Origin of the sequence: Psychrosphaera sp. F3M07 (genome assembly GCF_018860345.1) — a bacterium.
Lineage (GTDB): Bacteria > Pseudomonadota > Gammaproteobacteria > Enterobacterales > Alteromonadaceae > Psychrosphaera > Psychrosphaera aquimarina.
In genome coordinates this window covers 109,851-132,423 of the sequence record NZ_JAHKPJ010000021.1, presented here as the reverse complement: position 1 = coordinate 132,423, position 22,573 = coordinate 109,851, and the positions used below count along the sequence as shown (strand labels likewise).

The window sequence follows — 22,573 nt, the reverse complement described above, 5'->3', positions numbered from 1 at the left end:
AAACATTACTTTGAGGATCACTCTTGTCTAACAAATTAACGACCACTGAAATATTTTTAGAACCGGCTAACAAGGACAGATTAGCCTCGTTAATAGGTCCGTACGACGACAATTTAAAACATATTGAACGTCGTATGGGTGTTGAAGTAACGTATCAAGGTAATCAATTTAAAATTGTTGGCAAGACCGTGAATTCCCTTGCCGCTGCCGACGTTATCAGATCCTTATACGTTGAGACTCAAGCGGATCCAAAAGTTCAGAATAAAGTTAAAGCGAATGAACTGACGCCAGACAATGTACATCTTGCAATTCAAGGTTCTAAGTTACTAGATCAAAGTGATGCAGACTTTAGTAATGATATTGTTGTTCGTACACGTAAAGGCAATATCAAACCTCGTAACCCAAATCAGCAAGATTATGTTGCAAATATACTTAACAATGACATTGCGTTTGGTATTGGTCCTGCCGGAACCGGTAAAACGTATTTAGCGGTAGCTTGTGCCGTTGATGCCCTAGAGCGTCAAGAAGTTAAACGTATTATGTTAACCCGCCCTGCGGTAGAAGCTGGTGAAAAACTTGGCTTCTTACCGGGTGATTTAAGTCAAAAAATAGACCCTTATTTACGCCCTTTATATGATGCTTTATTTGAAATGTTAGGTTTTGAAAAAGTAGAACGTTTAATTGAACGTAACGTTATTGAAGTAGCGCCATTAGCTTATATGCGTGGTAGAACATTAAACGATGCCTTTATAATTTTGGACGAAAGCCAAAATACGACGGTAGAACAAATGAAAATGTTTTTAACTCGTATTGGCTTTAATTCGAAAGCGGTGATCACGGGCGATATTACTCAAGTGGATTTGCCACGAGGTGCTCGTTCAGGTTTACGCCACAGCATCGAAGTATTAGCCGACATTGACGATATTAGTTTTAATTTTTTCCAAGCAAATGACGTTGTACGTCACCCTGTTGTAGCTAAAGTTGTTATGGCCTATGAACGTCATGATGAACAAATAAGACGAGACAAAGCCATTTACGAAGCTGAGAAAAAACAACAAGCTGAAGATCTAAAAAACAACCCTTCTAATGCGGCAAGTGAGAGTAACCCAAATGGTTGAACTTGATTATCAAAATGCCAGCACAAACAAACAAATCCCGTCTGAGCAGCAATGTTTAGATTGGTTAAATCAGTTTTTGCCAGAGTTTCAATCGTTATCTGAACTTACCGTACGTATCGTCGATGAAGATGAAAGCCAAATGCTTAACCACCAATATCGCGATAAAGCTAAACCGACCAATGTATTGTCTTTTCCAGCGGAAGTGCCGCCATTTATTACCGAAGAGATGGAGTTTCCTTTATTAGGCGACTTAATCATTTGTTCTCAAGTAGTTAACCAAGAAGCACAAGAGCAGAACAAGTCGTTTGACGCTCATTGGGCACACATGTTGCTACATGGCAGCTTGCATTTATTAGGGTATGACCATATTGAAGATGAAGAAGCACAAGAGATGGAATCCCTTGAAATAGAAATATTACAAAAAATGGGTTTCCCTAATCCGTATAACGATCAATAATCAAAGTGAGTGGTTTGAACAAAATTCAATCACTATTAAATTTTAGTAACACAGGAGCATTCTAAAAAGAATGAGCGAAGATAGCCCCCATAGTAGTAACGGTTCGTCCAGCAAAGGTTGGTTAGATAAAATCAGCCAAATATTTAGTGATGAACCACAGAGTAAAGAAGATGTAGTCGATGTTTTAGCTCTCGCTGCACAAAATGATTTAATTGATCAGAATACAAAGAACATGATTGATGGTGTTTTGGAGATTGCAGATCTTCGCATCCGTGACATCATGATCCCACGTTCTCAGATGATCACGTTAGATCTGTCTGATAGTCCAGAGCAATTTATTCCTGCAATGATTGAGTCTGGCCATTCTCGATTTCCGGTTGTCGCCGAAGATAAAGATCACGTAGAAGGTATATTATTAGCAAAAGACTTGCTTAAATTATTGATTGACCGCGACAAAGAAATCGTAATCAAAGATTTAATACGCCCTATCGTCGTCGTTCCAGAAAGCAAACGGGTTGACAGTTTGTTAAAAGAGTTTCGTCAAAACCGTTATCATATGGCCGTAGTGGTTGATGAATACGGTGGTGTATCTGGATTGGTTACAATTGAAGATATTCTTGAACTTATCGTTGGTGAAATAGAAGATGAATTTGATTTAGAAGAAAATCAAACTGACGATATTCGTAAGATCTCCAAACATGTATTTATGGTGCAAGCCTTAACTGAATTGGACGATTTTAACGCCTTCTTTAATACCGATTACAATAAAGAAGACGCAGATACCATAGGTGGTATTGTTTTACATCAATTTGGTCACATGCCTGAGAAAGGTGAAGAAGTCGATATCGATGGCTTAGTTTTCAAAGTGCATACCGCTGATACACGTAGAATACAGCAAATTACAGTTACGGTCCCAAAGTTTGAAGAAGAAGGGTCTGAGTCATAGATCACACTAATCAACGCCTAGGAAATTTAAAAAAGGATTGGAAATTAATAATCCAATCCTTTTTTAATACCTCCAATAAACTATTGAGTGTCAACCTACCAAACCTAACCATTTTTATTTTAGGTGGATTATTAACGCTCAGTTATAGTCCATTTAATATATGGCTATTGCCGTTTATTTCTTTCCCAATATTACTCATTGCCATTATCCACTCCCCCAATGTCAAACAGGCAACTCGTAATGGTTTCATATTTGGGTTAGGTTGGTTCAGTTTTGGTCTTAGTTGGATACATAACGCGATAGCTGACTTTGGCGGGTTGCCATTATTCTTCTCATTGTTATTAATGTTGCTGCTAGTGGCTTACCTTGCACTCTTCCCTGCGCTATTCAGTTGGCTAACGTTTAAAACCAAAGATAAATACAGCCTTTTTGTGGTTATTCCACTTTGGTTAAGTGTCGAATATTTGCGGTCCGTCTTATTAACTGGCTTTCCTTGGTTATCCATTGGATACAGTCAATTAACCAGTAGTTTATCTGGTTATGCCCCTATAGTTGGTGAGTTTGGATTACAAGCGATTGTCGTCTTATTAAGTTGTCTTATCGTCATTGCATTTAACATGCATACAACAAAAACCAAGGACAATTATAAATATAAAACGGTGTCCATTGTTGCCTTATTTTTGATCCCACTAGCCGGACAATCGCTTACTTATTATCAATGGAGTGAAGATAACAAAAAACAGATAAACCTTGCTCTGGTACAAGGAAACATTGCTCAAAGTATTAAATGGCAACCTGAAAATGAAGTGCCGACTATGGTGAAATATTACGAACTCACTTCTCCACATTGGCAATCAGCCGATATCGTAATTTGGCCTGAAGCAGCAATACCTAGATTAGAGATATCATCCAATGATTTCCTGAGTGACATGGATAAAGACGCGAGCGAGTCAAATACAGCACTTATTACAGGCATTGTTGATTATCAACCTAACACCACATACGCCTTCAATAACATTGTTACTTTAGGTAAAAAAAATACAACCGACACCTCTGGCCATTATCAATATTTACACAACAATCGTTACAGTAAACATCACCTTCTTCCTTTTGGCGAATTTGTTCCTTTTGAAAGTATCCTTAGGAAATTAGCGCCTATTTTTGATCTGCCATTTTCTTCATTTAATAGAGGGGAATATCAACAAGATAATTTAATCGCTAATGGCTACCATATCGCCCCAGCCATTTGTTTTGAAATTGCGTTTCCACAACAGATCAGTGCTAATTTAACCGACAATAGTGACTTCATCTTAACCCTGAGTAATGATGCATGGTTTGGTGATTCACATGGTCCTTGGCAGCATTTACAATTGGCGCAAATGCGTGCACTTGAATTCGCAATGCCAGTGGTCAGAGTAACTAATAATGGTGTAACAGCGGTAATTGATCAAACAGGACAAATTAGCGCCTCGATTAATCAAAATATTGCAAAGGTGTTAACCTACCCATTAAATTTATCTACCTCACATGCCTTTTATAAACGATTCGGTAATTTAACCACTTGGCTGTTGATGTTCTTATTAACTACCATTCTTTTTTGGCGCCGAAAAAAATAACCTTTATTGTCTAATATATCAGGCAAAAAAAAGCCCAACACAATAGGTTGGGCACAAATAAGGGAATAACAATAAAAAACAACAACAGTGAGCGTCCTGCTCATACTGTGGTTATTATCCCTTATTCGAAGATTAAATCGATAAGGCTCTCCCCTATATTATTAATATTAGTTTACATATTGCATGTTTAACTATTTATTTTTATTACTTCTATTTTTAATTGGTAATAGACATGTATGTTTATGATAGTTAACGTATATTAATACTGAGTTAAATAGATGGATATCAACAATGAAGTTTTCGAAACTAGGTAGCAGTAATATTGATGTTTCTCGTGTTTGTTTAGGTTCAATGACATGGGGCCTACAAAACAGCCAACAGGAAGCCAATCAACAAATTGATTTTGCCCTATCAAAAGGCATTAATTTTATCGATACTGCGGAGTTATACCCCGTCCCGCCCTCAGGCGAAAAATACGGTTTGACAGAAACCTATATCGGCAACTGGATTAACGCTAATCAAACAAAACGTAAAGATATTATTCTTGCGTCTAAAATCGCAGGCGCTGGCCTACCTTATATCCGCAACGGTGGCATCATTACTGGCGAAGCGGTAATTCAATCGGTAGACGCCTCCCTTAAACGCCTACAAACTGATTATATTGACTTATACCAATTACATTGGCCAAATCGAACATCACCGCACTTTTCTAAACATAGGCCCAATAAAATCAACTTCACTAACGTTGACCGTCAACAAGAATCAGCTCAAATGTTGGAAATTTTACAAGCCCTTAAAATTTGTATGGACGCAGGTAAAATTAGGCACTGTGGCTTATCTGACGATACGACCTGGGGCATTAATGAATATTTAAAACTTAGTGAGCAATATGCTTTGCCTAAGATGGTAGCCATACAAAATGAGTTTAATTTACTGCATAACAAAGACTGGCCATATTTAATTGAAAACTGTGTACATGAAGATATCGCATTTTTACCTTGGTCTCCCCTAGCTGGAGGCATGTTATCCGGTAAATATTTAAATGGCGCACGACCTGAAGGAAGTCGTTGGACTATGGCGCAACGCAACGGATTATTTAGAGCCACTGAACAATGCGATTTAGCCATACAACAATACGCAAAGATTGCTGCTAATGCGGGTATCACAACCGCTCAGTTAGCCCTTAATTGGTGTGATAATGTTGACGGTGTCACGTCTACTATCATAGGGGCCACAAGTTTAAATCAATTAGAAGAAAATATAGCGGCGTTTGATTTAACATTATCTGAGCAAACCTTAAGCGCCGTCGATCAAGTTATCAAGACCTACCCTGCTCCTTTTTAAACAAGGGTGTTCCGATAGCATTATATTAATTGACCTTTTAACGGGGTTATTGAACTGATTATGAAAAGGTTTTACTTATTAAGTATCTGGTTATTGTTTGTAACGTTACCAACATGGGCACAACAATTAGCTAAAATTGAAACTAACCTGGGTGACATCACCATTGCCTTCTATCAAGACGATGCGCCAGCCACCGTGGCGCACTTTAAATCCTTGATAACTGAAAACTGGTATAACAACAAAACCTTCTATCGAGTCGTAAAAGGTCATGTTATTCAAGCTGGCAGCGGGGATGACGACGACGTAACCAGCATTAACCGTACGGTTAAAGCCGAATTTAATAAAAACCCACATATCCTTGGCTCGGTTGGGTTAGCCCGGTCAGAAGATCCAAATAGTGGCAGTACTGAGTTCTATATTTGTGATGCAACAAGAAGTCATTTAGACGGTAAATATACGGTGTTTGCTCAAGTAGTTAACGGATTGGATGTGGTTAAAAAAATTAGTAATGTACAGGTAAAAGAGGTTTGGTTGGGGGACAATAAACAAGTTGCTTTTCATCAGCCTTCATCACCTGTAGTCATTCACAAGATCACGTTAATAGACATGTAACAACGGCGTTAAATTACGTATTGTAATGATAATTCATCAAACCAACTATGTGCACTTTTAATATCTTCAAAGTATTTTATGAGTTGTTTATCCGATGTACGAACTCTCGACTCATTTATATTTTTTAACAAAGGTGAAGGACATACGATGGCCTTGGCCTTTAAATTTTGCTCGTCCAACCAAAGGTTAAACTTCCGAGTTTGTTCAAACGCTTCAGGGGTACCGCCATCTGACATGGATAAGTCGATAAGCATATAGAATGGCTGACCATCAAAACCTTCAATGATTTCAGTGAGATTCTTAACCATGCTATTGGTGTCATAATGGTTAAAAATTGTTAATACTGAAATAGAGATTACATAACCCTTAACTGTAATTTGATACTTCATTTAAACCTTCTTTATCCAGCGATATGTAGGAGAACTTTATCTATTATTGTTAGCTCGATATTCTCTATCAACTTGATAACTGCTTTTATGTTGAGGCATAAAAAAAGCAATCAATACATATAAAAGAAAATTTATAATAAGACTGCCTGTGATGAGATATAAGATAACAAAGAATAATACTCTGACAATCCAAGCGTCCACGGATGTGTAACTTGAAATGCCGTCACAAAGCCCTAACAAAATAGGGTTCATGCCTATTGAAAAACGTTTTTTAGTTTCCATTTAACTCTCCTTGTTAATATCAATCCTAATTAAGTGATTTTGCGATGGCTCTAAATGCTTCCACTGCGATAACTTTACTTTCATAACCATTGGCCATGAAGTTAGTATCGGCGCTATTTTTAACAATGACAACATCTAATTTTTTATTAACGTAAATATATTGACCATAAATGCCAATAGCCAAAAATTCTTGATCTGCGTCTAATGGTATCCACCATTGATATCCATAACCAAATTTAACAGAATTATCCGCTCTTCTTTCAGCTTTTAGATGTGGTTCATTATTATTTAAACTGTCTTCAATCCAAGATAAAGGGACTAGTTGTTCACCGTTCAACACTCCATTATCTCTGTATAGTTTACCCATTCTGGCATAATCGCGCGTGATAATATTGAGGCCACCTAATACCATAGGTTCGCCGGTACTGTCCGTGATATAAATTGCTTCGCTTTCGGTACCAAGTTTTGACCACAACTTATCTGCAAAATACTGCTCAATACGTTTGCCTGTTGCCGCACGAAGTACCATACCAACCACATGCGTATCTATACTGACATAATGCATTTCAGTGCCCGGTGTTTTATGGCTTGTTAGCGACGCAGCAAAATCATCAAAGCTCCCCCCTAATGCCATTATCCGACCTAAACGATTAATATCGCTAAAAAAATCGCCATAATCTTCATTAAAATAAATGCCGCTGGACATTTGTAAGACATTTTTTATTGAAACCCCTTCATAACCAGAACCAATTAATTGTGGAACATAATCGGTAACCGGAACATTTAGATCGGGAATAAGTCCATCTTCAACTGCAATTCCAAAAAGCGCACTTAGAAAAGACTTGGCCATCGACCATGAGATTCGATGATCGAACTCCCCTGTACCTTGATAATATTGTTCAAACGTTATGTCATTACCTTTAACGACTAATAATGCGGTTGTGTTTGTTGCAGTAAGCCAGTCTTGCGTGTTTTTACTGTCACCATAATAGTCAAATGTTGCAGGTAGTGCTTTTGGCGAATGATCAAATGTATTAACCGGACCCGTTGGTTTAATAACTTTGGTTTGCACTAGGTCAGGAATATGAGAAAAATTATGTACGATGACATCGGAATTGAATAAACGGATGGTATGAAATAGCTGAATCAGTTGCTGGTTATACACACCAATCAATACTAACAAGGCCAAACTAATTGCAGAAAATATTCTTACTAATTTACTTTTCATCTTGATGCTTCATTTATTAATCCGTTAAAAACTGTAAATCATACTAACTAGTTTGACCTGTGAGGTATAGAAAAATACTCTTATTTTTTAATTATTTAAGTAAACGTAACACCTCATCTTCAAACTTAACACCCGACCATCCTGTTAACATGAAGTTTCTAATATTGGCATGATCTGTCCCGTCAGGATTTAATAATACATCTTTGCGGTAATAGTCACCAAAACACGCTAAGGTTTGTTGTTCATTAAGTTCATGTAGTTTCGCAAAAGCGAATATTTTGCAAGAACCTTCATTGGTCCCTATGGTATTTACCACGTCACCATTGATAAAGCCCGTAGGTGAATAATGATAATTATTATCTATCACTGTGATCACATCACTGAAATTAACCGTGTCAGAGTCCGTTTCTAATTTATTAAGTAATATATTCAAGTTCATAACTTACTCTTGTTCCGTTTGGGCTAATGAAATAATTTGATTTAAGATAGAGGTATAGTTTTCCGTACCTTGCGCCCCTGTCACCAAATGCCTTTGGTTAAATATCATCGCAGGCACGCCTGAAATACCTTGTGATGTCCAAAATTGAGCGATTTGATTTACCTCTGCAGTAACATCTTCTGATAATAAAATTTGTTTCGCTTCGTTTTTGTCTAAATTCACTGACTCAACAATTTCTAATAAACGTTCTTGGTTACTAACGTCGATACCTTGACTGAAATATGCGGTAAACAAGGCTAATTTCAACTCATGTTGTAAGCCTTTTTGTTCGGCCCAATGCAGTAATTTATGAGCGCTAAACGTATTATATATGCGTGAGTTGTCAGTAAAGTTAATTTCAAAATTTAATGATTTGCCTATGCTACTGATTCGTTCTCTGGTGCTAATACTCTCTTCAACGCTGACGCCATATTTTTCAATAACGTGTTCACGAAGATCTTGCCCTTCAGATCCCATTTGCGGATTAAGTTGAAACGGTTGCCAATGAATATCGGCAACTAAACCTAACTCATTTAACGCTTGTTCAAGTTGTTTAAAACCGACGATACACCAAGGGCAAACAACGTCAGAGACAATATCAATGCGTAATGGTTGTTGTGTTGCTGTCATATTATTTGTTCCCTATTAGATACGTTAATGCACCTGTAATTGCTGCCACTTGAGCTACTATGCAATTTTCATCATTTGATGAAGGACTGTCTGGATATACTTCTGTGGTTGACACATAAGGAGCATCAGTAAAACCAGCACATAAACCTAACTCTTTGGTCGGATAATTTATAACGCCAAATTGAGCTAAGTCTGAACCTATTAACTTATTATCTTCATCCGCTGGCGCAATATGTGTCACTTGAGCAACAGACTCTATAATAGATTTTTGGAATTCAGGTTCTGGTTTTAACGTATCACCTACGCCATAAAAGCCATCTGGAATATTCCACGACTTTTGCGGGATGGCATCTCTGGCTGCTAATGCAGGTCTAAACTCCGAGTTATCTGTGTCTGTCGTTTCATGTAAATCAATGTGCGCCAATATTTCCACATTGAGACCCAACACAAAGTCCATGATATTTTTTGATTCTTGAGCTGGACTGTTTTGATAAAACGAACGATTAGGATCAACCGCATTTGGATTCCAACGATTGATGGTTTCAAATCCCCATGGGCTAATACAAGGGGCAACGATGAAATTAAATGCTTTACTGTAATCAGCTAACTTTGTTTCAACAAAGCGCAATGCGCCAAACACGCCACTGGTTTCGTAACCATGTACGCCACCAGTCACCAATATAGTTGGTTTATCATGTTGCCATTGTTTGGACATGAACAACCACAAATCATAATCGCCTGCGTTATAGCTTATCGATCCATAATTTTTAAGTTCAAGAGTACCTGATAAAGATTGATGAATGGACTGGATCTTACGAACAACGAGCTCTTGATAAGAACGTTTAATTTTTTGAGCTTTATACCATGCTAACTTTTCAGCTTCCCCCCATGGAATACCTGGAGTGCCAATACTGTACTGTTGATGAGACGTCATTAAATACCTTAATTACTAAATACACTTATAACTTTTAAAGGTAAATCATAAGCTTCTGGACGTAATAGTAACAAAATACAGGCACAAAAAAAGCCCGGTAAACCGAGCTTTTCTTTCGTTTAATTAGTTAAATACTAATTAAAGAACTACTACATTAGCAGCTTGAGGACCTTTTTGTCCGTCTTCAACGTTGAATTCAACACGTTGACCGTCTTTTAACGTTTTGAAACCTTCAGAAGCGATTGAACGGAAATGAACGAATACGTCTTTACCGCCTTCGTCTTGAGTTAAAAATCCGAAACCTTTCTCTTCGTTAAACCATTTAACAACGCCAGTAGTTTTTGACATGTTTGTAACCTTATATAAAATTTAATTACGGTGAGTATTCACCGGTGGAGCCTTAGAATTTACTTAATTGATTAGAGCTTATGATGGAAATCTACAATCAAATAACAAGGTAATGATTAAAATTTATATAACATAAAGCGGGTAACAAAATAAATATAGCCTCTAAAGGCGGGGCGCATCATAACACAAGTTTGACCAACCACAAGCGTTTATTTTTTAACCAGCAAAATATAACTGGCATATTGCGCGTTAGGCGTTTATAACTGAACCTCATAATTAAAAAGAAGTAATTAAATGAACGGAAATAACAGGTCAAACATTCTCATTGGAATCGCAGTCAATATCGAACAAAAGTTAGATCAAGGTACAGGTGAGTTAACGGAAGGTACTGTACGAAAAATACTGACCAATAGCCCAACGCACCCACATGGTATTAAAGTAATACTTGAATCTGGCGAAGTTGGCCGTGTGAAAGAAATTCTATAAAAATATAACTAAAATAACGATCACTGTCGTTATATAAGGATGCAGGAGATAACACATATCTCCTACATTGTTATCAACACTATGGTTAGTCAGGAAATCAACTAACTCAAGGTTCTATTAAACAATTCCACCGCCATACCATAAACTCGCATTGCTAATGCAGGATCAAATCGGTCGCCTTCATCACGCATAAAAGCATGTTGCGCGTTAAATTCATGCCATGTAAAAGTGTTGCCACTGGCAATTAAGTTTAAATGTATTTTCATTCTTCCTTCATCTGGAACATGTGGATCTTGTTTGCCCCAAATCATTTGCAATTCGGCTTTAATATCTTTAGTACGGGTAAAGCTGTCGTTCCCTTTCTCACAAGGTAACGTATCTGAGTGAATATCCGTTGCGTATAAACAGCAAGCCGCTAATACATGTTCATTTAATGCAGCTCTGTACGCCAAATGGCCACCAATACATACTCCCATTACGCCAATCTTACCCGTGCAGTAATCTTGTGATGTAATAAATTCCACCATTGCTTGCGTATCACTATCGTGATGTTCAAGCGGCTTAGTCCACTTATCCTGATTGCCTTTGTCTTTACCCGCATCGTCATAACCTAAAACAGTACCAATTGGGTTTAACTCATGAAAGACCTCTGGAACTAATACCACAAAACCATGACCAGCCAAAATTGCCGCCGTTCTTTCAATAGGCGCCGTTAATTGAAATATCTCTGAATAAAATACGATAGCAGGATAAGTGCCCTGCTCTTGTGGTTTATACACCTTAGTACGCATAACACCAGTCGGCGTTGGAATATCATGAACCTGATTATGAATGATCATTTAAACTTCTTAATAGATGAATGGATGTTTATAAGCAGAATAATAAATTACTGAATGGCCTTGTAAAGGGATGATTAAATTCAAAAGTTAATTTTAATACTCGTAACTGATAAACTCCCCGTTTAATTTTGTGTTTCATATACAAGTTTCTGTTTCTTATGAAACTTCACTACCAGATTAGAGTTATTCATTTTGCGTTTATTAAAATCCTCAGTTCATCCCGATATTAAAGATATTCATGTTTCAAGTTTTAACCGTAAAGCCACACGGGCTATCGTATTAAATGGTCAAAATATTCTGTTGTTATACACAGAGCGATATCATGACTACAGCTTACCCGGTGGCGGCATAGAACAAGGTGAGGATGTAATATCCGGATTAATACGTGAATTAGAAGAAGAAACCGGTGCGCAGAATGTGACAAACATTCAAGAATTTGGCTTATATGAAGAATTTCGTCCTTGGTATAAACCAGACTACGATATAGTGCATATGGAGTCTTATTGCTTCCTCTGCAATATTGACGAAGTCTTACTTGAACCTAAGTTTGAAGCCCATGAAATTAACAACGGCATGAGCCCAAAGTGGATAAATATTCATGAGGCCATCAATCACAACAAAAAAACCATCAAACACAGCGACAAAAAAGGTATGTCCATTGAAAGAGAAACCTTTTTGTTAGAATTGATCGTGAAAGAATTATTAAATTAAAACCGCGATCCAAACTAATACAGCCATTATCAAACTAAGACCGACAGCTAAAGACCCTAAGTCTTTAGCTAAACCTGACAACGGATGAATTTCTAATCCAACTCTATCTACAACCGCTTCTATTGCGGTATTTACTATCTCAGTGAATATGACAAATAATACAGCCAGAATTAATATAATTTGTTGTGTAATCGTGATGTTTAACCAAAAAGTCACTGGCACAGCCAAGACTAATAATAATAACTCTTGCCTAAACGCAGATTCGTTAGAAAACAACCATTTAAATGCTCTGGCAGAATTTAACGTCGCCCGATAAATTCTTACTAAGCCCTTTGGTTTGTTATTGACATCAAACATGAAACACTACCTTAATTTGTTAAATTTTTAATTTATTTCTATCTATCTAATTAACGATTGTTAGCTAAACAGTATGTTATCTTTTAGCCTGTGAACGATTGCCAGTTCGTTTTCCTGCCGCTCTGCGCCCAGCTCTTTGTTTTTGTGCACTTTTAGTGTTTTTACGGTTATTCGTCGGTTTCTTAGTTAAATCAGGCTCATAACCGGGCAACCACTGTTGTAACAATCGAGTATCCAACACAGCTTCAACTTCTTCCAACAAGTATTCTTCACCAACACTTAATAAGGAAATAGCCAATCCTTGATTACCTGCTCGGCCTGTTCTGCCGATACGGTGAATATAATCTTCGGCAATATAGGGTAATTGATAATTGATCACGTAATTTAAGTTTTGAATATCCAAACCACGCGCCGCAACATCCGTTGCTACTAAGGCTCTAATGGTGCCCGTTTTAAATTGTTCTAAAACTCTTTCTCTTGCACCTTGCGATTTATCACCATGAATTGATTCTGCTTTAATACCATCAAGTTTCATCTCTTTTGCTAACGCATCCGCATCTTGTTTTGTACGTGTGAAAATTAACACTTGATGCCAGTTTTTTGAGCCTATTAAGTGAGATATCAATTCACGTTTTCTGTCTGCATCAATATTGTAAACCACTTGCTCAACTGTGGTAGCAGCGGCATTACGTTGGTTAACTTCAACTAATACCGCATCATTTAATAAACGTTTACTTAGTTTAAAAATGGACTCATCAAAGGTGGCAGAAAATAATAACGTTTGTCTAACACTAGGTAGTTTTTTGGTGATGCGGCTAATTTCGTCCTTAAAGCCCATATCTAACATTCTGTCGGCTTCATCAAATACCACATATTCAACATGCTCTAAGCTAATATTCTGATTATAAAGATGATCTAATAAACGTCCTGGGGTCGCAATAACGATATCAACACCTTGTTGTAAATCATCAATTTGATTTTTAATGCTGACACCGCCATACACTAAGGCCGTTTTGAGAGTTGTTTTGTTGGCATACGTATTTACACTTTTGTGAACTTGTTGGGCTAACTCACGGGTTGGTGTAAGGATAAGTGCTTTGACTCTTTTAATTGAAGACTCATTTGAGGAACCGTCGTCTTCAGATAGTAGTAACTTGTGCAAAATAGGCAAAGTAAACGCGGCGGTTTTGCCTGTGCCGGTCTGTGCACCGGCCATCACATCTACCCCATTTAAAATATGAGGGATGGCTTCAGCTTGAATATCCGTTGGAGTATCATAACCAGTTTCAGTTAACGCATCTAATAATAACGAGTGTAAACCTAAAGTGTTAAACGACATAATTTGAAACGCTCATATTCTAACCAAAACAAGATCTTACCAAATAAACCAATCGTTTTTCAGGTTAATTTATTTAATCTGTTTTAGTCATTGCATCTTATTCAATTCTGACTAATATAAAGATGTAAGCTTTAATTTTTCCACTGTTACATTTGTACTAAGGTAGTTTATGAAAATTAATATTTCCGGTCACCATTTACAAATCAAAGATTCAATCAAAGAACACACTTCTGAAAAACTTACAAAAATAAGCGAGCACTTCCCAGACATCATTGCAGTTAACGTTATTCTATCAATCGACAACAAAAAAGTTGCCATGGTTGAAATGGATACGGTATTTCATTCTCAAAAAGTCACTATTAAAGAAACCAAAGACGACATGTTTCAAGCGGTAACCAGTGCGGTACAAAAACTTCATCGTGTATTATCTGATAAAAAAGGCATAGAACAAGCCATCAGAAATGATCATGTTACTGAAGTTGAACCCGATCATACTCATGAGCATATTCAAAACCTGAATTTATCTCAATAGTGAATTAACCACTAACATTGATTTAATAAAACCAGCTTACGCTGGTTTTATTGGTTTTGTTCACTGCGTTGTAATTTTATTTTAAACACACGGTCTTATTAAGTTGAGGCTCAAATACTAAACGGTTAGATGAGATGGGAAAAGTACACTTGGAAATCAATAGCGCATCATTACAACGCAATGCAAACCGTATTTATGGCGTTATTGTATCGCTCGGCATTTTACTATCGGCATTTGTATACTACTCAACCGATAAAATTGAACGCAGTGCGTCAATTCTGATTGAACATGAGATCCCTATTTTTGGTCAACTACAAAAATTAGACTCGTCGTTAACCGAACAAGAGTTGTATTTAAATGAATATTACGCCAACCAAGATAGTGATTTATATAGTGAGCATTTCAAACAAGCTTCATTAAATATTAATCAACTGTTAAAAGACCTACAAGAACACAACGTCGCCCCGCAACAAATTACTGATTTATCCAAAACACAGAAGAAAATTACAGATCTTGCGGCAATATTCGATGAAAATATGCAATCTGGCGCAGGCGGTAAATGGGATACTGCAAGAGAACATCTAGAAATGTTTTCTATGTATCGTCAGCAAACCAAACCTATTGTCCAAAGTATCGCCGCAGACACCGACAAACGTGTTATGCAGCAGTATACAAATACTAAACAAAATTTGGCTCAAACCTCATATATTGTATTAGCTTACAGTGTTTTGATATTGGTATTAGCCACTTTTATTGGCCGTTATATTAAGAGCTATATTTTGGTGTCGGGGAAAAATAAACGTTTAGCTTTATTCCCTCAACGAAACCCAAATCCAATCATTAGCTTAGATAAAAACAATAACCTAGTATTTTCCAATCCAGCCACGAAAAAATTGATTACAGCTCTAAATTTAAGTGATGATATTTTTTATCAATCTCTTAAAAACCAAGTAATGACTTCACAACAACATATATTAAATTGCAAACAACCCCATCGACGTTTTGAATTCATCATTGGTGGCAAAACACTTGATTGTGAAATTCATTGGCTAGAAGATATGGAAACTTGGGATCTGCATTTATCGGACATTACTCAGCGAAAACTGGCTGAAGATAAGTTGAATTATCAGGCCTATCACGATCAATCTACTGGGTTGTATAACAAAAATAAATTTTATGAAATTTTAAACGATCAATGTGAGCTTAACGCTCACTTTGTAATCGGCTCCATTGAGGTAAGAAATTACAGTAAGTTAGTATCACAGCTAGGGATAGAGCAAACGGGCAAAGTATTACAAGAAGTTGCCGAGTTATTGCAACCTTTGTTAAATGATATTATTGATGATTACCCATTCACTTTTTATAAAACCTCTGAAAAACAGTTTTCTATTATTATAGAAGCCGACTTTTGCACTGAACGTTTACACAAAATAGTGCATCAAATAGAAACTAAAATTGAACGTGAAGCGTTTTGCAACGCAAAACATATCGAATTAGATTTTGGATTCTGTTGTTTTCCTGAACACGCAAAAGATAAAAGCAGTATCATTAAGTGTTTAAATATTGCGCTTGATCAAGCCATTGCAACGGAACACTCATCGTTAATTATTTATTCTCAACCGCTAGGTGAAACCATTTCAAAAGAGCTCGCATTGACCGAGCAACTGCGGGTTGCAATAAGTAACAAAGAGTTAGAATTATATTTCCAACCTCAATTAAATATTCAAAATGGTCAAATTGTTGGATTGGAAACTTTAATTCGTTGGATTACACCAGACGGGTTTATTTCCCCAGCCGAATTTATACCTTTGGCTGAAAAGTCAGGATTAATCATTCCGTTAGGAGAGTGGATCACTATTAATGCCTGTAAACAAGCTAAATACCTAATCGATCAAGGTTATAAAGATATCGTTGTCGCCATCAATATATCGCCACAACAATTCCAACACCCAAATTTCTACGACATGATCGTTGGTGCTTTAGCCTTTACTCAAGTACCCGCTAAAAACATTGAACTGGAGATCACAGAAGGTGTGATCATGTATAACGAGTCCGACACCATTGATTTATTACATAAACTCAAAGCCGTCGGTTTAATGTTATCTATTGATGACTTTGGTACCGGTTATTCTTCATTAAGTTATTTAAAACAGTTCCCTATTGATAAGTTAAAAATAGACCAGTCGTTTATTTTTAATGTAAATACCAATGAAGCTGATAAAGCAATAGTGAGTGCCATTGTCGACTTAGGTAAAAACTTAGGACTGACCTTAATTGCAGAAGGTGTTGAAGAGCTCGAACATTTAAATATATTAAAAGACATGGGTTGTCAGGAGATACAAGGGTATTACTTTAGCCGTCCTTTACCGGTTGCTAAACTGCATACATTTTTGCAAGACAATCAAGACCACAAAGCCTTCGCATAAAAAAACGGCACTTATATAAAGTGCCGTTTTTAAAACGATTTCGTATTATCAAAAATGAGTGTAAAAAGTACCCTTATACCTTTCTAACAATATGTTGATGTAATCGCATCACCACTTCATCTTTCGATTTTTTCCAGTTTAACTGTTCTGTTAATGATTTAGTGGCATCAATAACTTGGTTAGCAAATTTACCGTACGTATTGTTGGTTTCATCCGCATTTACGGCAAAGAAGACCAGTCGAATGTTATCTACTAACTTATCCCCTTCCCACTGACATACAATGCTGCCTTCTTCTTTGTGAGGGTTAAAACCTAACGAGATTAATTCACCATTTAAAATCGCTTTTTCTGTTTCGTCATAACGAACAATTGGAGACAACCCATTGGCGATCATAGCGGCATGTTTCACATCATGTTTGATAGCTGCATCTTTAAATACCTTTTCAAAATTCTGATAAAAACCTTCAAATGGTAAGCTGTTATCATAATCAATATCAACGCCTTTTAGTAAACGTCTGGCCATTGGAATGTTAACTACAGCGTAAGTAATGGTTGTATGATCACCTTCAATTGGGTGACCTTGACGTGTATATCGGTCTGATATTTCTCTGAAGGTATGAGTAATCGTGCCTTTATTGCCTTTTTCTTTCGCATAAATATCGAAAGTAAGATGTTGGTGATCTTTAAGTTTTAAATCACCCGGTTCCAAACCAATTCGTTCAGAGATCTCTTGCACCGCAGCATATATTTTTTTATGAAATTCTGCAGAGTGAACTCGTAACTCATCACCTGTGGCTAAAAATAAAAACTTAACTTTATTCGAACGTTTGCTGCCGTCAAAGTAACCTTTAAAGGTACTGTTATGTTTAGGACTATAAAAGAAAAATGATTGTTGTGCTGTATGTATCACTTGCTGTTCGTCGTTATAACGAACACGTACAAGACGGCTATTAGCAACAAAGTTAGCGTGTTCTATACCGTGTTTTTCAATCACTTCAAACGCAATTTTAGATAGTTTTTGATAAAACTTTTGGTAAGGACTTTTACTTGTTAAATCAACATCACCAACCACGAGTTCTAATAATTTATCGGTTAATGGCATTTCTGCAAGAATGTATTGATTGTCACGTGAATTGCTTGATACATATACTTTTTCAGCCGCGCGATGTTTGCGGATAATTGATGTAGCTCGTCTCATTTTTCCCTCACTTGATAGCGTAGACATTAAATTTTATAGTCTTGTTATTATACCAATTCTATTAAGCATTCTGTCTCTCAGTGGGAACTAAAAGGTATTAAGACAAGAAACAAGATAGAAGGCATAGTTATCCTACGTCAAAATCTTGTGAAGCCGTATTAATACCTTTTAGTCCCATCAAAGACGTCATTCAGAGCTTCTATTTCTTTGTTGCTCGAATTTGAAAGACGTCCAGTATTACTGCATTCGAACGTCTCGAACTAAAAGCTCTGATATGACGCTGAGTGATTGAATACTTAATAGAATTGGTATTAGGCTATAGTAGAGGAAAAACTTGTTAAGTATCAATAGAATCTTTGAGGTTTAAATATTATAAGAAATAATGAAGATTCGGAAATTTCGCATAACTATTCATTAATTGGCCGTACTCATTCGAATACAGCCAATAACGTAGCTAATTGGTGTTATTTAGCAGGTTTGTTCTTTTTTACCACACCGCCTAAACGGCCTTTTTTAAATCGTCCAACTCGCTCAATTTGAGTTTCTGTTGCTTTGTTTGCTCTATTAGGTCTTACTTGCGATTCAATATTTTTAAGTAAGCTACTTCTGTTACTCACTTCATAACCAGGTCTAGAAATACGTTTGATTTTCGTGCCAATCAAACGTTGGATTTTATCTACAACCTGCTCTTCTTCACGGCTAACAAACGAAATTGCGCGACCTTTATTACCTGCTCTACCTGTACGACCAATTCTATGGACGTAATCTTCTGGTAAGTAAGGCAAATTAAAGTTAACCACACAATCTAAACCTTGAATATCGATGCCGCGAGCTGCAACTTCTGTTGCAATAAGCACTTGTACTTTGGCCGATTTAAAATCCGCTAATGCTCTACGTCTTGCACCTTGTTTAATATCGCCATGGCACACCGCAACTTCTATACGCTTTGATTGTAATGACGCTAACAATCTATCGGCTTGTTCTTTGGTGCTGGTGAAAACCAATACTTGGAACCAGTTAAACTCTTCTAGTAAATCACTAAATAATTCAACCTTACGACGCTCCTCAACCGGATACATAACATGTTCAATGGTATCGGCCGTAACATTTTGTTTTGCCACACTGACTACTGTGTGATTTTTTAAAATCTTTTTAGCTAATTCACTAACCGCATGTGAGGTAGTTGCTGAAAATAATAAGGTTTGACGGGTTTTAGCAGTAAAATTCATTAATTTTTGTACGTCAGTAATAAAACCCATATCAAGCATTCGATCGGCTTCATCTAACACAACAAATTCAACTTCAGATAAATCAACGTTACAAACTTCAATATGCTCTAACAAACGCCCAGGGGTAGAAATTAATATATCGACACCCTTTTTAAGTTTGGCCGCTTGGCCACTCATTTTTCCGCCGCCGTACAAGGCAGTCACGTTAAACGGTAAAAACTGAGCATACTCACCTATAGTCTGAGCTAACTGCTCTGCCAATTCACGTGTTGGCGTTAATATTAATGCTCTCGGTCGTTTAGAGTCTGTTGTTCGCGGTCTATCTACTAATTTTTGTAACACTGGGATTGAAAAGGCCGCGGTTTTACCGGTACCCGTTTGAGCATTCGCCAATACATCTTTACCTCTGCGAGCCGGGGTAATGGCTTGCTGTTGGATAGGCGTCATTTTACTGTAACCACATGCATCAATTGCCTGTTGCAATTCTGGGGCTAAATCTAAAGATGAAAAATTCATGCTAACTTGTCCTAATGACTAAATGTGCACAAATGAGTCTATTTACTCTTTATGCAGGGCTACAGATAAAAATGGATGGCGGAGTATACAGGAATTTTAAAAATAAGACTTGTATTGATCAACAATTCGAATAAAAAACATTCTATTATCACCATTTTCATACTTAAGTCGTTAACTATCCCAGTCCTGTTTTATCCAATCACTGGCCCTTTCTGCTAGCATTATCGTGGGTGCATTGGTATTCCCCCCCATTAAATTTGGGAAAACAGAAGCATCTACGACCCTTAACCCATGAATGCCATGTACGCACAATTTAGTATCCACAACAGCCATATCATCCATACCCATTTTACAAGTACCGACTGGATGGTAGATGGTATCTGCTTTGGCTCTAATTTTTTCTATTAACTCCTCGTCTGACAAATGGTATTCATTATCTAATGACGCGTTAGTGTATTGTTTAAGTGGGTTTTGTTGCATTATCTCATTAGATAAACGGACCCCTTTTAACATGGTCTGTATATCTGCTTCATCAGATAAAAAGTTAGGATCGATTACAGGGTCAGTCATTGGATCATTTGACGCTAATTTTACGGTGCCTTTACTTTTAGGGCGCAACACACAGGTATGATTACTAAAGCCATGTATTAACGATGAACGTATTTTCCTAGCATGATCTTCCACTACCGCTACTACAAAATGCAATTGAACATCGGGTCTGGTTAAATTTGGATCTGTCTTAAAAAATGCGCCGGTTTCAGCAAAGTTGGAGGTTAAAATCCCTTTTCGTTTAAATAAGTATTTAATAATTTCTTTAGTAAAAAAGCCGATACCTTTAACAGACAATCCAAATATCTTATGAGTATTCGCTTTGTAACTGGTTATAAAGTCTAAATGATCTTCAAGATTTTCACCTACTCCAGCCAGTTGATGATGATGTTCAATGCCAAAAGGCACAATATCCTGTTTAGCACCGATGCCTGATAATAATAATATTTGTGGGGAAATGAACGCACCGGCGCTTAAAATGACTTCTTTGCTCGCCATCACCGTTAATAACTGGTGATTTGAAATTACTTCTACACCAATGCATTGTTTGTTATCTAATAACAATTTGGTTACACGACTGTCCGTTAAAATCGTCAAGTTGTCACGTTGTCTCACTTCTGGAGTCAAGTACGCTTTAGCTGCGCTACAACGTCTGCCATTTATTTGGGTAACTTGATAACGGCCAATTCCCTCTTGGTCAGCGCCATTAAAGTCCTGATTAACCTTATGACCTAGCAACTCGCCAGCTTTAATAAAGGCATTGGCAATAGGATGATTAGAACGAGAGTTACTGACAAATAAAGGGCCTTGATTGCCGTGAAGTTCGCCCTTGATTGCTAAATTATTTTCCGACTTGATAAAATAAGGGAGCACCTCTTCCCAGCCCCAACCTAAATCTTTCCAGTCGTCGTAATCTTGCTGGTGGCCTCGGGTATAAATCATCGCATTTATTGCACTAGAGCCGCCTAGTACCTTACCTCTTGGTTGATAACCACGGCGATTGTTTAATTGTTTTTGTTCCGTGGTATTAAATGACCAATTTTTATATCTAGTGGGCACCATCGCCACTGCGCCTGCTGGCACATGAACCGCGGCGACGTTTTTATCATCAGATCCGGCTTCAATTAACAAAACATTAAAATGCGCATTTTCTGTTAACCTTGCTGCTAAAACACACCCTGCTGATCCACCACCTACAACAATAAAATCATATTCTTTTTTTAACATTTAATACTCTCGTTTAAGTAAGTGCTGTGTATGTTCGACAAAGCAATATTCAATTAAATAAAAGTAACGTAAATATGTGACCTTTGGCAAACATTTAATAAACAACAAGTTTTTAAAACGTTAAAATCAAAAAAGCAGACTATTAGTCTGCTTTTTTATAAATTATCTTATGGTAGCGATTGATTATTTAGAATCCGCTCGACCTAAAAATCGTTGTTCAGTGGTACTCACTTTAATGTTATCACCGGTTGAAATATGCTCAGGTACTTGCACCACTAATCCAGTCGATAATGTTGCAGGTTTCGTACGAGCAGTGGCAGAACCACCTTTTAACGCTGGTGCCGTTTCTTCAATCACCAATTCAACATGCGCAGGTAAATCTAGTGCAACTGGAGTGCCTTCAATCAAAATAACTTGCAGGCCAACTGTGTCTTCATTTATATATAGAATTTCTTCTTCAATAACGGACGCATTCAGGTTATACGGCGTGTAGTCTTCGTTATCCATAAACACATATTGATCGCCATCTATATAAGAGAACATAGCGGCACGACGAGTAAGGTCTGCAAAGTTCAACATATCGCTGTCTTTAAAGGTTTCATCTACTTTACTACCAGTCACCACATCGTACATACGCATACGATACAAACTTCCGCCAGCTCGACCTTGAGGTACAGAACGCTCAATATCTTTGACGATCATTACTCGACCATTAAAGTCGATAGCTGCATGTTTCTTTATATCACTTGCCTTTGGCATATCACTAACTTCCTAAAAAATTT

24 protein-coding genes are annotated in these 22,573 nt (G+C 37.1%); 10 read left to right on the top strand and 14 right to left on the bottom strand.

Annotated features, from left to right (window positions below; all coding sequences use genetic code 11):
• The first annotated feature begins 23 nt into the window (after nt 1-23).
• The 6 genes from KO505_RS11320 to KO505_RS11295 all read left to right on the top strand — a co-directional run bounded on the left by KO505_RS11320 (nt 24) and on the right by KO505_RS11295 (nt 6,093).
• The gene (locus KO505_RS11320) at nt 24-1,118 is read left to right on the top strand and encodes a PhoH family protein (RefSeq protein WP_216055567.1); all 1,095 of its coding nucleotides are present in this window, start codon (nt 24-26) and stop codon (nt 1,116-1,118) included.
• Nucleotides 1,111-1,575, top strand: a complete 465-nt coding sequence (ybeY, locus tag KO505_RS11315) for an rRNA maturation RNase YbeY (RefSeq protein ID WP_371819994.1) — start codon at nt 1,111-1,113, stop codon at nt 1,573-1,575. The genes KO505_RS11320 and ybeY overlap by 8 nt, the downstream gene beginning before the upstream one ends.
• A 70-nt stretch (nt 1,576-1,645) precedes the next feature.
• Entirely contained in the window at nt 1,646-2,521 is an 876-nt protein-coding gene (locus tag KO505_RS11310) for an HlyC/CorC family transporter (RefSeq protein ID WP_216055565.1), read from the top strand.
• 83 nt (nt 2,522-2,604) lie between these two features.
• A complete protein-coding gene (gene lnt, locus KO505_RS11305; RefSeq protein ID WP_252731774.1) occupies nt 2,605-4,137 on the top strand; it encodes an apolipoprotein N-acyltransferase in 1,533 nt (510 codons plus the stop codon).
• Nucleotides 4,138-4,428: 291 nt separating this feature from the next.
• Entirely contained in the window at nt 4,429-5,481 is a 1,053-nt protein-coding gene (locus tag KO505_RS11300) for an aldo/keto reductase (protein ID WP_216055564.1), read from the top strand.
• A 60-nt stretch (nt 5,482-5,541) separates the two neighbouring features.
• Nucleotides 5,542-6,093 carry a peptidylprolyl isomerase gene (locus KO505_RS11295; protein WP_216055563.1) on the top strand — a complete coding sequence of 184 codons (552 nt, stop codon included), beginning with the start codon at nt 5,542-5,544 and terminating at the stop codon, nt 6,091-6,093.
• An 8-nt stretch (nt 6,094-6,101) separates the two neighbouring features.
• Here KO505_RS11295 and KO505_RS11290 read toward each other — a convergent pair whose 3' ends face one another.
• The 7 genes from KO505_RS11290 to KO505_RS11260 all read right to left on the bottom strand — a co-directional run bounded on the left by KO505_RS11290 (nt 6,102) and on the right by KO505_RS11260 (nt 10,382).
• A complete protein-coding gene (locus KO505_RS11290) occupies nt 6,102-6,482 on the bottom strand; it encodes a hypothetical protein (RefSeq protein WP_216055562.1) in 381 nt (126 codons plus the stop codon).
• A gap of 36 nt (nt 6,483-6,518) precedes the next feature.
• Nucleotides 6,519-6,764 (bottom strand): PspC domain-containing protein, encoded by a 246-nt coding sequence (locus KO505_RS11285; RefSeq protein ID WP_216055561.1) that lies wholly within the window; start codon nt 6,762-6,764, stop codon nt 6,519-6,521.
• Nucleotides 6,765-6,789: 25 nt separating this feature from the next.
• Complete coding sequence (locus tag KO505_RS11280) at nt 6,790-7,992, bottom strand: serine hydrolase (RefSeq protein WP_216055560.1); 1,203 nt, start codon at nt 7,990-7,992, stop codon at nt 6,790-6,792.
• A gap of 91 nt (nt 7,993-8,083) precedes the next feature.
• Nucleotides 8,084-8,431, bottom strand: coding sequence for a HopJ type III effector protein (locus KO505_RS11275; RefSeq protein WP_216055559.1), 348 nt, complete (start codon nt 8,429-8,431; stop codon nt 8,084-8,086).
• Between the two features lie 3 nt (nt 8,432-8,434).
• Nucleotides 8,435-9,100: a DsbA family protein gene (locus KO505_RS11270; protein ID WP_216055558.1), complete on the bottom strand. Its 666-nt coding sequence runs from the start codon at nt 9,098-9,100 to the stop codon at nt 8,435-8,437.
• A gap of 1 nt (nt 9,101) precedes the next feature.
• A complete protein-coding gene (locus tag KO505_RS11265) occupies nt 9,102-10,034 on the bottom strand; it encodes a M14 family metallocarboxypeptidase (RefSeq protein WP_216055557.1) in 933 nt (310 codons plus the stop codon).
• Nucleotides 10,035-10,172: 138 nt separating this feature from the next.
• Nucleotides 10,173-10,382: a cold-shock protein gene (locus KO505_RS11260; RefSeq protein ID WP_216055556.1), complete on the bottom strand. Its 210-nt coding sequence runs from the start codon at nt 10,380-10,382 to the stop codon at nt 10,173-10,175.
• A gap of 294 nt (nt 10,383-10,676) precedes the next feature.
• Here KO505_RS11260 and KO505_RS11255 point away from each other — a divergent pair, with 294 nt between their 5' ends.
• Nucleotides 10,677-10,868: a YwbE family protein gene (locus KO505_RS11255; protein ID WP_216055555.1), complete on the top strand. Its 192-nt coding sequence runs from the start codon at nt 10,677-10,679 to the stop codon at nt 10,866-10,868.
• Nucleotides 10,869-10,969: 101 nt separating this feature from the next.
• Here the strand turns inward: KO505_RS11255 and KO505_RS11250 are convergent, their stop codons facing one another.
• Complete coding sequence (locus KO505_RS11250) at nt 10,970-11,707, bottom strand: dienelactone hydrolase family protein (RefSeq protein ID WP_216055554.1); 738 nt, start codon at nt 11,705-11,707, stop codon at nt 10,970-10,972.
• Nucleotides 11,708-11,899: 192 nt separating this feature from the next.
• Between KO505_RS11250 and KO505_RS11245 the strand changes: the two genes are divergently transcribed.
• Entirely contained in the window at nt 11,900-12,418 is a 519-nt protein-coding gene (locus tag KO505_RS11245) for an NUDIX hydrolase (protein ID WP_216055553.1), read from the top strand.
• Here the strand turns inward: KO505_RS11245 and KO505_RS11240 are convergent.
• Both KO505_RS11240 and KO505_RS11235 read right to left on the bottom strand, forming a co-directional pair.
• The gene (locus tag KO505_RS11240) at nt 12,410-12,775 is read right to left on the bottom strand and encodes a diacylglycerol kinase (protein WP_216055552.1); all 366 of its coding nucleotides are present in this window, start codon (nt 12,773-12,775) and stop codon (nt 12,410-12,412) included. The genes KO505_RS11245 and KO505_RS11240 overlap by 9 nt on opposite strands.
• Nucleotides 12,776-12,851: 76 nt before the next feature.
• On the bottom strand, nt 12,852-14,114 hold the full coding sequence (locus KO505_RS11235) for a DEAD/DEAH box helicase (RefSeq protein ID WP_216055551.1): 1,263 nt from the start codon (nt 14,112-14,114) through the stop codon (nt 12,852-12,854).
• Nucleotides 14,115-14,283: 169 nt separating this feature from the next.
• On the opposite strand from KO505_RS11235, the gene hpf reads away from it, so the two are divergent.
• A complete protein-coding gene (gene hpf / locus KO505_RS11230) occupies nt 14,284-14,646 on the top strand; it encodes a ribosome hibernation-promoting factor, HPF/YfiA family (protein WP_216055550.1) in 363 nt (120 codons plus the stop codon).
• Nucleotides 14,647-14,795: 149 nt separating this feature from the next.
• Complete coding sequence (locus KO505_RS11225) at nt 14,796-17,072, top strand: EAL domain-containing protein (RefSeq protein ID WP_216055549.1); 2,277 nt, start codon at nt 14,796-14,798, stop codon at nt 17,070-17,072.
• Between the two features lie 73 nt (nt 17,073-17,145).
• Here KO505_RS11225 and KO505_RS11220 read toward each other — a convergent pair whose 3' ends face one another.
• From KO505_RS11220 to yeiP, 4 genes are all read right to left on the bottom strand, one after another.
• Complete coding sequence (locus tag KO505_RS11220) at nt 17,146-18,270, bottom strand: DUF3083 family protein (RefSeq protein ID WP_216055548.1); 1,125 nt, start codon at nt 18,268-18,270, stop codon at nt 17,146-17,148.
• A gap of 464 nt (nt 18,271-18,734) precedes the next feature.
• Nucleotides 18,735-20,015 (bottom strand): DEAD/DEAH box helicase, encoded by a 1,281-nt coding sequence (locus KO505_RS11215; RefSeq protein WP_216055547.1) that lies wholly within the window; start codon nt 20,013-20,015, stop codon nt 18,735-18,737.
• 171 nt (nt 20,016-20,186) lie between these two features.
• Complete coding sequence (locus tag KO505_RS11210) at nt 20,187-21,791, bottom strand: GMC family oxidoreductase (RefSeq protein ID WP_216055546.1); 1,605 nt, start codon at nt 21,789-21,791, stop codon at nt 20,187-20,189.
• A 183-nt stretch (nt 21,792-21,974) separates the two neighbouring features.
• Nucleotides 21,975-22,550, bottom strand: a complete 576-nt coding sequence (gene yeiP / locus KO505_RS11205) for an elongation factor P-like protein YeiP (protein ID WP_216055545.1) — start codon at nt 22,548-22,550, stop codon at nt 21,975-21,977.
• Nucleotides 22,551-22,573 lie beyond the last annotated feature (23 nt).